Genomic DNA, 13,333 nt, shown 5'->3' with positions numbered 1-13,333 from the left:
TGAAACTAGGTGTAAATATTGAAAGTTGGCCTCCGGAGCCAAAGGTCGTGAGTTCGAATCTCGCCGGGCGCACCATAAGAAAGCAAGCGGTCAGCCGTAAAAGGCTGACCGCTTTTTTGTGGTTTTTTGTCAGGTTGTGCCGCCTGCGCGCCACATGATAAGATTTTACTAAACAGAAATTTTACGCGCCTACGGCTGTTCCACCAGATCTGCCAGAGCCAGAATGGTGTTGGCGTAGACGTCAGAGTGGTTGTAGGCCATGAGGATTTTGTGCTGCCGGGCGCGGGGCAGCCCGGGTTTCCAGCCGTGACGGGCCAGATAGTTGGCCAGACTGGCGATGGCGTCGGAGGTATCGAAGAGGTCCACGCGGCCGTCGCCGTTGCCGTCTGCGCCGTACACGGCGATATTGGAGGGCATGAACTGGCAGAGGCCCACAGCGCCATAGATGGAGCCGGGCAGGTGTGAGGGGGGCACGTTATCGCGCAGCATGTGTTCCACCAGGGCGCGGGTTTCCTTGTAGGCCCAGTCGGCCCGTTTGGGCATGGTGGCGGCAAACCAGTCCAGGTGGGCCTCATAGCCTGGCATGCGGGGCAACCAATCCGTAATGTCTTGAGGGCTGCGGCTCACGGCCATGCTGGCCAGCGTGTGGAAGGCGTTTTCGGGCACGTCGGCCAGCACCTTACCCAGGCGCGTTTCCACAAAAAGCAGGGCCACGGCCACGGAAGGGGGCACGCCGTAGCGGGTTGCCGCCGCGCTGAAATCCGCCTGGTGCGCGGTTATAAAAGCGCGACACTGACGGGCGTTGGCTGCGCTGACCACGCCTTTATAATACTGCTGCGCAGGTTTGGTGGAAGGGGGCCGAGGGAAAAAGCGGCGTTGGTAGAGCTCGCGCATTTTACGGCCCATGGGGGCCTGGCTGGCCGTGGGTCCCAGGCTTTGGAGCAAGGCCGTCACCCGCGGGCCGGAAAGGCCATCGGCTGCCAGACGCTGCGCCAAAGGTTGCCAGACTGCGGGCAGGGCGGCCGGAGATGCTGTGGAAGCGTTGGCGGCACCGGCGGCCGCACTGGGTGCGGACCAGGGTTGGGCCGCCCCCGACGCGTCGTTACAGGCAGCGTCGGGGGCGGACAAAGGGGCTTCCTCCAGACCGGCGGCCTCAGGGGCCTCACGTGCACCACAGGCGGAGCAGAACAGACAGACCAGCAGGATGCAGAGGCGGCAGACCAGAGAGCGGCACATGGGGAGGAGGGGAGGGGTCATGGTCAGATTTCTTGCAGCACCCAGGCCACGCGACCCAGGAGCCGTTTGCGCAAGAGCTCGGAGGTGAGGGAGGTTTCGGGGAAGTCCGGAGCTTCGGAACGCAACACATAGCCGTCCTGCGTGCTGTTGAGAAACACGCGGCGCAGCACCACGCCTTCCAAAGGGGCAAACACGGCGTAGACGTGGCCGGAAACCACTTCGTTGTCCAGCGTGTCCACGCCCACATACGCGCCGCCGGCCATGATGGGAGCCATGTTGTCGGCACGCAGGCGCAGCACGGTAAGCCCGTCACGCACAAAGGAAAGGGGCAGGGCAATTTTGCCCACCAGCTCCAGTTCCGGACGGGGCTGGTCGTCGGCATAGGCGCAAAGGGGGTCGTAGAGAGAGGCTACGCTGCTGCGGGCCAGAACGTCGCCGTAGTGGGCGGCGCTTTCAGCCAGAGCGGCCGGGGCGTCCTGCGGCACATAGCCTTGTTCGGTGCGCAGGTACATGGGCCCCACGCCCTGTTTGAGCCAGTCGGGATTGAGGCCGAATTTTTCAAACAGCTTCATATACCAGTCGCCAGGTACGGAATTACGGCGCTTGGCATCGGAAATGCTGGACTGACGAATGTCCAGCACCTCGGCCAATTCCACCTGCGTACGGCTGTTGGTGGCTAGTTTGATGCGTTCATAAATTTCTGCGAATGCAGGCATAAAGGCTCCGTTAAACACGAGGCAAGCCACGTGGGCTATTGTTGATTGAGCAGGGGCGCCGTGGTGCCAAGAACTATTCTGCTGTTTTCCTTAAGGGAAGAACGCAGCGTGGCAAGCCAGCGCTGATATGCGTAGAACTGGGGCGCCCTGTTGTAGGCCTCAGCGTAGATGGCGGCGGCCTGGGCGTCGCCCTTGCCGCGTTCCACCTCCGCCGCACGTGCGGCTTCAGCCAGGATGACGGCGCGCTGCCGGTCGGCGTCGGAGCGGATTCTTGTGGATTCCTCCTCGCCTTCCGAACGGTACTGTTTGGCCTGCCGTTCCCGTTCCGCGCGCATACGGCCAAAAATGGCCCGCTGGTTTTCGGAAGGCAGATCCGTGCGTTTGATGCGCACGTCCAGTACGTCCACGCCATAATTGTGCATCAAGGCCGAAACCTTGTTGGTTACTTCCTTCATGATGACGGCCCGGTGGGAGGACACCACTTCTGTAAGGGTGTACGCGCCCACCAGAGCGCGCAGTTGGGAGTAGACAACGTCGTCAAGCCGCGCCTGCGCGCCTGGAATGCTGCGCATGGTACGGTAAAATTGCAGGGGGTCGATAATCCGCCAGCGCGCGTAGTTGTCCAGCACGATGGCTTTTTTGTCCACGGTGAAGGCTTCGCGCGAGCGGGCCTCGTAGTCCAGCACGCGGGCGTCGAAGTAGACCACGTTCTGGATAAAAGGGATTTTCACATGCAGGCCGGGGCCGTAAACCCGTTGCAAGGGGTCGCCCAGCTGCAGCACCAGAGCCTTTTGGGTCTGGTGGACGGTGAAAAACGTCTGGCTTACCACCACGACCAGCACCAACAGCACCAGGGCAAGAGCAAGAGGATTTCTGCGCATTACTTCTTCTCCAGCGCCTTGGGGGCCACGGGCGCGCCAAAACCGGGCAGGTTCAGATAGGGCAGGGCCCGTCCGGCAGCAGCGCCGTCCAGCACCACTTTGTCCTTGGAGGCGGCGAGGATTTCCTCCACCGCTTCATAGTACAGGCGCTGTTCAGTGACTTTGGGGGCTTTTTCATACTCCACGCGCAAGGCGTCAAAACGGGCGGCCTCACCCTCGGCGGCGCGCACCCTGGTGGCGGTATAGGCCTGAGCCTCGTTGCGCAGGGCCGCAGCCTGGCCGCGGGCCTTGGGCAGCAGTTCGTTGCGGTAGGCCTCGGCCTCATTGATGATGCGGCTTTTGTCCTCGCGGGCGCTGGCCACGTCTTTAAAGGCGTCAATAACTTCCCGCGGGGGGTGCACGTCCTGCAGCTGCACGGCCAGCACGCGGATGCCCGCGCCGTAGCGGTCGAGGATGGTCTGCAAAAGCTGAGTGGCCTCGCTCTGGATCTGCAGTTTGCCGTCGGTGATGGCCGAATCGATCTGGCTGTTGCCGATAACCTCGCGCATGGCGGCCTCGGCCGCGTTGCGCACCAGGGCCGTGGGCGCGCTCACGTTAAACAGATACTGCACGGGGTCATTGATTTTGTACTGCACGCTGAACTGCACGTTGACGATGTTTTCGTCGCCCGTAAGCATGGAGGCTTCTTCGGGGATAGTGCGCAGCTGGCCCTGCTGAAAAGTGGCGGCCTGCCCCACGGAACGGAAGCCCACCTCGCTGCGCAGCACCTGGGTGACCTGCGGCTTGTAGACGCTTTCGATGGGCACGGGCCAGGCGTAATGGGGGCCGGGGCCCTCAGTACGGTTGTACTGGCCGAAGCGCAGCACCACGCCCTGCTCGTCGGGGTTAATGATGTAGATGCCGGAAAGCAGCCACAAACCCAGCACGGCCAGCCCTACCAGCCACACGGCTTTGCCGCGGGGCGGCTTGAGCTGCGACAGTTTTTTAAAAGGATTGTCGCCAAAAGAAGGACGGCCGCCGCCGAAATCGGATCGCCGGGCGCGGCGAGGTTCGTCTTCGCGCGGTTCGGTTTCGGGTTCCGGCTCATGCGGCGGACGAGGCGGCTGCGCGCCTTGTTGTTTCTGCCGTTTTTCCTGCAGTTTGTCCCAATCCCAGTTCATTATGTTGTTATACCTTGTGTTGAAAGTGCGGCGCCCCGGAGGAAGGATGCCGGCAGTTGTGAAAGGCATGAAAGCGGGAGAATACGATATACATAGAATCCGGTCAAGAAACGGTCCATGGCATGAAACCACAAGACTTTTATACGGGATGCGTACGCGAGGGTCAAGGCCGACGCTAAAAGAAAAGGATAACCCTTTTCGACATGACTCTGTTGCGGCAGGCGGGCGTGTCTCTGCGGCGGCCGTCTAGAGCATTTAACACTTGAAATGCTCGCTTACGGCAGGCAAAAACCTGCCTTCTCGCATTTCGTGGCAAGGATTTTCAAGAAAATCCTTGCAGAGCAGTTAGCTCATTTCATTCGCTAACTGCTCTAAGGCCGCGCAACGTGCTCCGGCCTGCCCCCACACTGTGAGCACGATAAAAATAAAGCGTTTCTGAATACTCTGCGGCGACCGCTACGGTCATGGCCGGGCGGCGCGCCTGCCGTTGACGCAACCCGGGCCCACGCGCTCCGGCCCCGGCAACTCCCTGCCGACAAACAAAAAAAATAACGGCAGCAGGGCAGTTGTTTCCTGCAGAAAAAGCGGTATTTTTTTACACGCAGCAGAAGGCGCCGCCTTGCGTTGCAACTGTTTCCGCAACGCTTGCGGTACGCCCCGGCGTCTGTCGACGCAAAAAACGCGCCACGTCTCCGTAGCGGACGTCTGCCCGCACAGCCGCAACGCCATTTGAAATTATCTAATAAGGCAAAACCACAGCGGCGCGCGCCGTGGACGCGGCAGGGTTGCGCAGGCTCGCTCCGGCCAGGGGCACCACCTGCACCACCTGCACATGGTCGGCCCGCACGGCAAAGCCCGGCGCATAGTCCGCGCCGGAGGGGGCCGGCTCCGCAGCGCTGCCGAGCATGACCAGCAAAAAAAGAGCGCTGCTCACCAAAAGCGTCACAAACAAGGTATAGGGCCAACGGTACGGAGTAAAAAATCGCAGCATACAGCCTCCCGAAAAACATTTTCTGGTAACGCAGCAGGCAAGCAAAAACCGTACCGGAAAATTGTTCCTTCCAGCGCTGCCTGGCGCACCCAATCCCGCATATTTTTTTTCTGAAGGCACTTTGACGCAACTTTTTCTCTTGACAGGCGCAAGTCTGATGTTATGCTCATTTGAGCAAAACACAAAAACCTGATCGGGCAGGATAACCTTATGGGCATTTTCCCCGACGAAAGTGCCGCTGCAGGAGGCCTCAGATGAAGATTGCCGTTTCCAGTGAAGGCCCTGGGCTGGAGTCCATGGTGGATCCGCGTTTCGGTCGGGCCGCCGGCTTTGTGCTTTTGGACACGGAAACCCGTCAGACCACGTATCTGGACAACGGCGCTTCGCAGATGGCGGCCCAGGGGGCCGGCATTCAGACGGCGGAGCGCTTGGCCCAGGCGGGCGTTACCGTGGTGCTCAGCGGCTTTGTGGGCCCCAAGGCTTTTACGGCCCTGCAAGCGGCGGGGGTTGCCGTGTTTCAGGATATGGACAAGGGCAGCGTGGGCCAGGCCGTTAACCTTTATGAAAGCGGCAAGGCGGCCCAGGCGCAGGGTCCCAACCGCGCCGCGGGCGGAAGGGCCTGACATGCGCCTGCTGGTGGCCAGCGGCAAGGGCGGCGCGGGCAAAACTACCGTGGCCGCCAGCCTGCTCACCCAGTGGGGCAGGCCGTGCCTGGCGGTGGACGCCGATGTGGAGGCCCCCAATCTGCACCTCTACCTCAAGCCGGAGCTCGCCGCGCCCGAACCGGTCTACATGGAGGTGCCACAGGTGGATCCCGCCCGCTGCACGGCCTGCGGGGCCTGTCGGGAGATCTGCCGCTTCGGGGCCATAGCCATGCTGGGCGGCAAGGCGGTCTTTTTTGCTGAAATGTGCCACGGCTGCGGCGGCTGCTTTGCGGTCTGCCCGGCCCAGGCCCTGACCCCCGGCCGGCGGGAGCTGGGCGTGCTGCTGCAGGGCGTCACAAAACTGGCGCCGACGAGCAGGGCCTTTCTCATGGGCCGCAGCAGGGTGGGCGAAGCCATGACCCCGCCCCTGCTGCGGGCGCTCTCTGCACGGCTGGAAGATCTTCTGCCGGTTGCGGAAGACGGCGAAACCGCGCCCGACGTTATTCTGGACGGCCCCCCCGGCGTGAGCTGCCCCACCATGACCGTTGCCCGCAAGGCCGATGCAGTTCTCCTGGTGGCCGAGCCCACGCCCTTTGGCGTGCACGACTTTCGGCTGGCCCACGCGGCTCTTGAGCCTCTGGGCCGGCCCACGGCCGTAGTGCTGAACCGTGTGGGCATGGCGGAGAGCGACGCCGACGCGGCGGAGCTGCGCCGCTGGTGCGCCGGGCGGAGTCTGCCCGTACTGGCAGAGCTGCCCTTTGACCGCGAGGCCGCTGCGGCAGGCGCGCGCGGCCTGCCGCCTACCCTGGCCCCCGCCCCCGTTGGGGATGACTGGCGGCAACGCTGCACGCAGTTGGCAGCGCGGCTGCAAGCCTTTGTCAAGGAGGCCGCTCATGCCTGAGATCGTCGTCGTCAGCGGCAAAGGGGGCACGGGCAAGACCAGTCTCTGCGCCGCCTTCGCGGCCCTGGCCCATGCAGAAGGGCTGGGCCTGGCGCTCACGGACCTGGATGTGGATGTGCCCGATCTGCACATTCTGCTGGACCCGCGCCGCATCAGTGAAGAGCCTTTCATCTCCGGCAACACGGCCGTGGTGGACCCGGCACGCTGCACGGGCTGCGGCCAGTGCGTCGCCCTCTGCCGCTTTGAGGCCATAAACCTTGAAACAGGCGTGGCCAAGGTCGACCCCCTGGCCTGCGAGGGCTGCGGCGTCTGCTACAGCCTGTGCCCGGACAAAGCCATAGCCTTTCCCGAACGGCACTGCGGCCAGTGGTATGTGAGCGAAACCCGGCTGGGCCCCTTTGTGCACGCCCAACTGGCCCCCGGAGCGGAAAATTCCGGCCGCCTGGTGGCGCTGCTCAAAACCCGTACGCGGGAACTGGCCGCTCAACGCGGGCTGGACTGGCTGCTCTGCGACGGCTCGCCCGGCGTGGGCTGCCCGGTGATCAGCTCCCTTTCCGGCGCGGATCTGGCTGTGGCCGTGGTGGAACCCACCCCGGCCGGAAAGCACGACTTCACGCGGGTGGCGGAGCTCTGCGCCCACTTCCGCATCCCCGTGGCCGTGTGTATCAACAAAGCGGACCTCAACCCGGAAGAAGCGACGGCCATCCGCGCCCTGGCGGCGCAGAACGGCCATACGGTGGTCGGCGAGCTGCCCTTCAGCCCCCTGGTGCCCCAAGCCATGCTGCGCCGCCGCGCTCTGACCGAAGACCCCTCGCCCCTGACCGCCCCTCTGGCGGCCATGTGGCGCGGGATACGGCAGCTGGCTGCAACGCCCCGCAAGCCTGCCGCCGCGCTTACCCACCTCTAACCAAAACAGACAAGGATGCAACGTATGAGCAAGTCAGTGGTAGCCGTTCCTTCGGCGCTGCCCGGCGGCATGGAAGCCGGCATGGGCATGCATTTCGGTCATTGCGATATTTATACCATCGTGGAAGTGGAAGACGGCAAAGTGCTGGGTCAGTCCACCCTGCCGCCCATCCCCCACCAGCAGGGCGGCTGCATGGCCCCCGTGCAGTATCTGGCGCAGCACGGCGTCACGGCCTTGCTGGCTGGCGGCATGGGCATGCGTCCCCTCATGGGCTTCAACCAAATGGGCATCCAGGTCTTTTTTGCCGGCGACCAGCCCAATGTGGGCAAAGCCGTGGAAGCCTTCTGCGCGGGACGCCTCGCCCCCTTCACCGTGGAAAACACTTGCGGCGGCGGCCATTAAGCCTCTCCAAAGGGAAAACCTTGTGACCATGCGGGCCGCGCAGCGGCCCAGGGGAGGACAGGCATGAGCAGAAATCTTGTGGTGCAAACCCGCCGCCCCGCGGATCTGGCCGCTTTTGTGGCCGGGCTGGAAACGCCGGGGCACAGCGTGGCGCTGGTGTCCGGCCTGGAAGACTGCAAGGCGCTGCTGCGCACGCAGCCGCCGGACCTGATGATTCTGGACCTTGGACCAGAGGCGGACGCACGCCGGGCCGTCATGGACCTGCTGCTGGTCAACGCCGCCGTGCCCACCGCCGTGCTGAGCCCCATGCCGGAGGAGGACTTTCACGAGGCCACCGAAGGCCTGGGCATCTTGACGGCCTTGCCCCTGCAGCCCGACGCCGCAGACGCCGCCCGGCTGTTGCAGTTGCTGGACAAACTGGCCTGACCCGTTCCCGGAACGACGCCTCGCGTCGTTGCCGCGGATGCGGCGCAAGGCCCCGCGCGGCGACGCCCTCCTCCATCCGCCGACGCGGGCCGATTGCCCCCCGGTCTGCCTTGCGCCGTACCCGCCCCCGGCATCGTCGCCACGACGAGGCCGGGGGCTTTTGTACCGGCGTCCGGCCCTCCGCGGGCAAGGGCGGAACACATCCCTGACGCCCCGTCAAAAACTACGTTGCTTCTTTCGCGCCGCCGCGCCACTGGCTGCAGAGCACCCCCGCCACAATGCAGACTGCGCCGCCATACTGGCCGGGACTGAGGCGTTCGTCCAACAACAGCATGCCGAAAAACATGGCAAAAACCGGAATCAAATTGGTGTAGGCGGCGGCGCGGCCGGCGGAAAGCCGGTTAACCCCCAGATTATACAGACCGTAGCCGGCAAAGGTCACGCAGCCCCCCAGGTAGGCCACGCAGGCCCAGGCGGCCCAGGCGGGAAAGTTCCGTCCCAGGTCCACCCGCGCCGCGCTTTCGGGCACAAAGCAGAGCAGCAGGCTGAAAAAAGCCAGCCCCACGCCGGCCTGCACGGCAGTAATGCACAGGGGGCTGTAAAACGGCGACAAGCGACGGGCCAGCAGAGTATAGCCCGTGGCGCAGCACATGGCTGCGGCCTCCAACAGATTGCCCAGGGCCGGGTTGGGGGCGGCTGCCCCTGCCCTGGCCGTGCCGCTCAGCCAGACCACGCCGCCCACGGCCAGGGCAAAGCCCAGCCACGCGCGCGGGCCGGAACGTTCCCCCAGAGCCACGTAGGCGGCCGCCGCCACCAGCAGAGGCAGCAGGGCCGTGACCATGCCCGCCTGCGAGGCCGTGGTCAGGCGCAGGGCGTGGGTCTCAAACAAAAAAAACAGGCAGGGCTCACACAGCCCCATCAGCAAGAGCAAAGCCCAGTGCCCGTTGCGCCGCAGCTCCCGAAACAAACGCGGCCAGACAGGCAGCAGGGCCAGGCAGGCCACCAGCATACGCCCGCTCATGGTCTGCAGGGGAGTAAGCGCGGCAAGGGCCACACGCAACGCCACAAAAGTGGAACCCCAGAAGGACATGGCGGTCAGCAGGGCCAGGTGGGGCAGAAGGGAGGACCGGATGGACAACATGACGACCGGGGGGGACGGCTGCGCCGGTTGGAGGTGATTTTTGCGGCAGCCTATGGCATACCGGGGGGAACAGCAAGAAAAACCCGTCCCCGCCCACCGCGGGGATGGGCCGTACCGGGAGCACGACATGAGCATCCGTGGTCTGATCCGCATAGCCAACATCACCCAGCTGATCCTGCTGGCCGTGCTGGCCACGGGGCTGATCTGGCTGGCGCGGGGCCAGCACACGCTTAACGGCATGGTACACGAATTTTCTCACCTTGAAAGTCTGCTGGGCGAACTGGGCGATTCGGTGCAGCAGACCTACGCCGATGCCCTGGCCTTTGTGGTCACAGGCGACAAAGCCAGCCTGGAGGCCTGGCAGCACACCCTGCAGGTGGCCCAGGGGGAAGCCCCGCGACCGCAAAGCTCGCGCCTTGCGCCAGGGCAAACAGTTTCTCTCAACGCCCTGGCCGAAGGCCTTATCCTGCCGCCGGGAGTTCTGGATCAGGTTCGCGCACTGCTCAACGAAACAGCCCAACTCGCCTACCTTACGGAAGCCACCGTGGGCCGCGCCATGGGCGAGGCCAGGGCCGAAGGCCGCCCGCCGGACCCGGAAGGCGCGCGGCGCATGCTGCGCAGCACGGGACTGGACCGCCTGCCCCTGGAGCTCGAAAGCCGCATGCGCGCACTGCGCGAACGCTGGCGCGGGGACTTTCTGAACGAAATGAAGGCGCGCCAGGCCAGCCTTTTGCCTCTGCTGGCCGCCGTGCTGGCGGGCTTGAGCCTGCTGGCCGTGAGCGCTGTGATCAATATCTACGTCTGCCACACCAGGGTGGTGCGGCCCCTGCGGGCCGTCAACCGCTACGCGGCCGCCGTGGCCGCGGGGGAAGATCCGCCCCCCCTGCGCCTGCGCCACCAGGACGAACTGGCCGGCATGTTCGCCACCCTACAGCACATGCAGGCCACCCTGCAGGCCCGCATCAACGCGCTCAAAGCCGCAGAGCTCACGGCCCGCAACAACCGCAAGCAGGCCGTGCAGGCCAGAACTCAGGCGCTCACCTCCCTGGAGCTGGCCCAGCGGGCCTCCCGCGTGCAAGATGATTTCCTGCGCCGCATCAGCCACGAAATCCGCACGCCCCTCAACGCCATCATCGGCATGAGCTACCTGAGCCTGCAGACAGAGCTCAGCGGCGTGCAGCGCGACTACCTGGCGCAAATCAACAAATCCGGCAGCGTGCTGCTGGACATGGTCAACCGCATTCTCGACTTTTCCAGCGCCAGCGAAGGCCATGTGCAACTGGAGCCGCAGCCCTTTGTGCTGGCCAGATTCGTAGAGCTGCTGCGCCAGAGCGTGGCCGGCGCGGCTCTGGAAAAAAAACTGGACCTGCGCTTTGTGCTCGACCCCGCCCTGCCCGCCACAATCACGGGCGACGAGCGCCATCTGGAAGAAGTTCTGCGCATCCTCCTGGACAATGCCGTACGCTACACCAGTCGCGGCGTAGTGGAGTGCCGGGCGCAGCCCGCCCCCCCGTCTGAAGATCCCATTGCCGCCTCCGCGCCCGACAGGCTGCGATTGCGCTTTGTGGTGGCCGATACCGGGCCGGGCATGGACGCCCAGCAGCTCTGCACCGTGTTCGATCCCTTTACCCCCGGCGATGAATCCCTCACCCGCGCGGACAGCGGTCTGGGCCTGGGCCTGGCCCTGGCCCGGCAGCTGGTGCACCTCATGGGCGGGGATCTGCAGGTGGAAAGCGTCCCCGGCAAAGGCACGACCTTTTCCTTTGCCCTGGACTTCGCGCGGCCCCAGACCCTTGCGGCAGAGCCGGACCCGGCCCCGAACCCGACCCAGCTGCGCCCCGTGGTCCTTGTGGTGGACGACAATGAAATCAACGCGCAAATTTCCAGGGAGCTGCTTCTCCGGGCGGGTCTGGAAGTGCGTCTGGCGAATAACGGCCAGGAAGCGCTGGAGACAGTACGCCAGGGCGGCGTGGACGTGGTGCTTATGGACGTGCAGATGCCGGTTATGGACGGCCTGGAGGCCACCCGCCGCATCCGCGCCCTGGGGCATACGCCGCACAGTCTGCCCGTCATCGCCATGACCGCCCACACGGACGCAGCCTCGCGCCACGACGGCAAGGCCGTGGGCATGAACGACTATCTGACCAAACCCGTGGACCCCACCGCCCTCTACGACGCCCTGTGCCGCTGGCTGCCCGGCGGGCTGCCCTGCTGCCCCGACACGGGCACGGCGCCTGTCGGGCCCACGCCGGACGCGTCGTCTCCGGATAAAACCACGGCCACCGCCTCCGCCGGCGACGACGAAAAGATTGCCCCCGACGCCGCCCGCCCGGACGCCACGCCGAGCGACCCACCCATCAATTTTGAAGCCGGACTCGCCACTGTGGGCGGCAACAATGGCTTGTACAGCGACCTGCTGCTGCGCTTCATGGAGCACTACGGCGACAGCCCGCGCGAACTGGAAGCCCTGCTGGCCGCCGGCGACTACCGCGCCGCCGCGCGCCTGGCCCACACGGTCAAGGGGGTGGCCGCCAACCTGGGGGTAGAGCGCATCCGCAAGCTCACCACGGAGATGGAGGCCAATTTGCCCCACAGCGCGCCCCCCCAGGAGCTCATGACCGACTTTGCCCACAGCATGGCCGAAGCCCTGGCCCAGATCAGCACCCTGCAACGGCACGGCGACGCGACCACAGGCGGCCAACGGCGGCTGTCGGCAGCCCGGCTGGAGGCTCTGCACGAGGTGCTGGAAACCCTGCCAGAACGTATGATTACAGACTGGGGCGGGGCCGAAGCGGCTCTGGCGCGCTTCGCCCCCCTGACCCAAGGCACGCCCTATGCCGGCGACGTGACGGACATTCTGCACCGACTACGCGATTTCGACACGGAGGGCATGGCCCGCCGCGCCAATCTGCTGCTGGAAAGGCTGGAGAACCCCGCGCCCAGCCCCGAAGAGGCCCCCCAGTCATGAAAGTGATTTTCTGCCTGGACCACAAACCTTCCTACCTGCTGCTGCTCAAAGCCGCCGTGCGTTCCCTGCGGGCCGTGCCCCCCGGCGCGGACTGTCTCTGCGTCTACGCCGGCGCGGACCCGGCCCTGCAGGCCACCCTGGCGGCGGAAAACATCCCCGTAGCGCGCCACCGCCCGCGCATCACGCCCGGCGGACTCTCCCCCTCACAGACAACGCTGTGCGAACCTGCGCGTCAACCACTTCGACTACGTACGCCGCGTCTGGCCGGACTCCCTGCGCCCGGACGAACGCGCCCCGGCCCAAAGCTGGGAAGCGGCCCTGAAGTCCTGCCGGGCGCTGCCGATAAGAAAGACGCGACGTTCCACGGCCGCCCCCGCGCGCAGACGTTGGGGCATGTTCCGGAAAGCACGGAGACACCATCATGACGCAAACCACCACCCCCGCCGCCGGCGCATCGCCGACGGCCACCAGCCAGACCGCCGCCGACCAGGCTGCCGCCCATAAAGGCGACCTGCTGCAGCTGGTCACGTTCCATATTGCCGACGAAGAATTCGGCGTGGACATCCTTGCGGTACAGGAAATCATCCGCCCCATACAGATCACCATGGTGCCCCACGCGGCCGCCTACATTGAAGGCGTCATTAATCTGCGCGGCAAGGTCATCCCGGTCATCAACATGCGCACCCGCTTCAACCTGCCGCCGGTAGAACGCGACAGCCGCACCCGCATTGTGGTCATGGAATTTGACCAGAAAATCGTGGGCTTTCTGGTGGACGGCGTTTCCGAAGTGCTGCGCATTCCCGCCTCCACGGTGGAGGCCGCGCCCCCCGTGGTCTGCGGCGTGGGCTCGGAATACATCAGGGGCGTGGGCAAGCTGGACGACCGGCTGCTGATTCTGCTTGACCTGGACACGTTATTGAGCGACACGAAGGCCGAAGTGGGTTAGACCCCACAAGGAGG

General features: G+C 65.0%; 14 protein-coding genes. 8 read left to right on the top strand and 6 right to left on the bottom strand.

The annotated features are described in order from the left end of the window. Positions 1–189 precede the first annotated feature (189 nt). The 5 genes from J7I12_RS09540 to J7I12_RS09520 all read right to left on the bottom strand — a co-directional run bounded on the left by J7I12_RS09540 (position 190) and on the right by J7I12_RS09520 (position 4,984). Positions 190–1,257: a lytic murein transglycosylase gene (locus J7I12_RS09540; protein WP_288907723.1), complete on the bottom strand. Its 1,068-nt coding sequence runs from the start codon at positions 1,255–1,257 to the stop codon at positions 190–192. 2 nt (positions 1,258–1,259) lie between these two features. Further along, positions 1,260–1,952, bottom strand: coding sequence for a LexA family transcriptional regulator (locus J7I12_RS09535; protein WP_118229429.1), 693 nt, complete (start codon positions 1,950–1,952; stop codon positions 1,260–1,262). A gap of 35 nt (positions 1,953–1,987) precedes the next feature. After that, positions 1,988–2,833: a protease modulator HflC gene (gene hflC / locus J7I12_RS09530; protein ID WP_118229428.1), complete on the bottom strand. Its 846-nt coding sequence runs from the start codon at positions 2,831–2,833 to the stop codon at positions 1,988–1,990. Next, positions 2,833–3,993 carry an FtsH protease activity modulator HflK gene (gene hflK / locus J7I12_RS09525; protein ID WP_118229427.1) on the bottom strand — a complete coding sequence of 387 codons (1,161 nt, stop codon included), beginning with the start codon at positions 3,991–3,993 and terminating at the stop codon, positions 2,833–2,835. Before hflK ends, hflC begins: the two co-directional genes overlap by 1 nt. 739 nt (positions 3,994–4,732) lie before the next feature. Further along, positions 4,733–4,984 carry a hypothetical protein gene (locus tag J7I12_RS09520; RefSeq protein ID WP_288907727.1) on the bottom strand — a complete coding sequence of 84 codons (252 nt, stop codon included), beginning with the start codon at positions 4,982–4,984 and terminating at the stop codon, positions 4,733–4,735. Positions 4,985–5,238: 254 nt separating this feature from the next. On the opposite strand from J7I12_RS09520, the gene J7I12_RS09515 reads away from it, so the two are divergent. The 5 genes from J7I12_RS09515 to J7I12_RS09495 all read left to right on the top strand — a co-directional run bounded on the left by J7I12_RS09515 (position 5,239) and on the right by J7I12_RS09495 (position 8,264). Beyond that, a complete protein-coding gene (locus J7I12_RS09515) occupies positions 5,239–5,607 on the top strand; it encodes a NifB/NifX family molybdenum-iron cluster-binding protein (protein ID WP_118229425.1) in 369 nt (122 codons plus the stop codon). A 1-nt stretch (position 5,608) separates the two neighbouring features. Beyond that, positions 5,609–6,529, top strand: coding sequence for a nucleotide-binding protein (locus tag J7I12_RS09510; RefSeq protein WP_288907729.1), 921 nt, complete (start codon positions 5,609–5,611; stop codon positions 6,527–6,529). After that, complete coding sequence (locus J7I12_RS09505) at positions 6,522–7,436, top strand: ATP-binding protein (RefSeq protein ID WP_288907730.1); 915 nt, start codon at positions 6,522–6,524, stop codon at positions 7,434–7,436. The genes J7I12_RS09510 and J7I12_RS09505 overlap by 8 nt, the downstream gene beginning before the upstream one ends. Before the next feature lie 24 nt (positions 7,437–7,460). Beyond that, on the top strand, positions 7,461–7,838 hold the full coding sequence (locus J7I12_RS09500; RefSeq protein ID WP_118229422.1) for a NifB/NifX family molybdenum-iron cluster-binding protein: 378 nt from the start codon (positions 7,461–7,463) through the stop codon (positions 7,836–7,838). A 63-nt stretch (positions 7,839–7,901) separates the two neighbouring features. After that, positions 7,902–8,264 carry a DNA-binding transcriptional response regulator gene (locus tag J7I12_RS09495; protein ID WP_118229421.1) on the top strand — a complete coding sequence of 121 codons (363 nt, stop codon included), beginning with the start codon at positions 7,902–7,904 and terminating at the stop codon, positions 8,262–8,264. Between the two features lie 223 nt (positions 8,265–8,487). On the opposite strand, the gene J7I12_RS09490 is transcribed toward J7I12_RS09495, so the two are convergent. Then, the gene (locus tag J7I12_RS09490; RefSeq protein ID WP_118229420.1) at positions 8,488–9,405 is read right to left on the bottom strand and encodes a DMT family transporter; all 918 of its coding nucleotides are present in this window, start codon (positions 9,403–9,405) and stop codon (positions 8,488–8,490) included. 127 nt (positions 9,406–9,532) lie between these two features. Between J7I12_RS09490 and J7I12_RS09485 the strand changes: the two genes are divergently transcribed. From J7I12_RS09485 to J7I12_RS09475, 3 genes are read left to right on the top strand one after another with little or no spacing between them, the layout of a single operon-like run. Beyond that, positions 9,533–12,373 (top strand): response regulator, encoded by a 2,841-nt coding sequence (locus J7I12_RS09485; RefSeq protein WP_302548435.1) that lies wholly within the window; start codon positions 9,533–9,535, stop codon positions 12,371–12,373. Next, complete coding sequence (locus J7I12_RS09480; protein WP_302548434.1) at positions 12,370–12,798, top strand: hypothetical protein; 429 nt, start codon at positions 12,370–12,372, stop codon at positions 12,796–12,798. Before J7I12_RS09485 ends, J7I12_RS09480 begins: the two co-directional genes overlap by 4 nt. Next, positions 12,795–13,319 carry a chemotaxis protein CheW gene (locus J7I12_RS09475; RefSeq protein WP_130957871.1) on the top strand — a complete coding sequence of 175 codons (525 nt, stop codon included), beginning with the start codon at positions 12,795–12,797 and terminating at the stop codon, positions 13,317–13,319. Before J7I12_RS09480 ends, J7I12_RS09475 begins: the two co-directional genes overlap by 4 nt. The last annotated feature ends 14 nt before the right edge of the window (positions 13,320–13,333 follow it).

The sequence above is a fragment of the Desulfovibrio diazotrophicus genome (assembly GCF_902498985.2).
In the GTDB taxonomy this organism is placed as follows: Bacteria; Desulfobacterota; Desulfovibrionia; order Desulfovibrionales; family Desulfovibrionaceae; genus Desulfovibrio; species Desulfovibrio legallii.
Note: the sequence above shows the minus strand (reverse complement) of the source record. Positions and strands in the feature narration are given on the sequence as shown.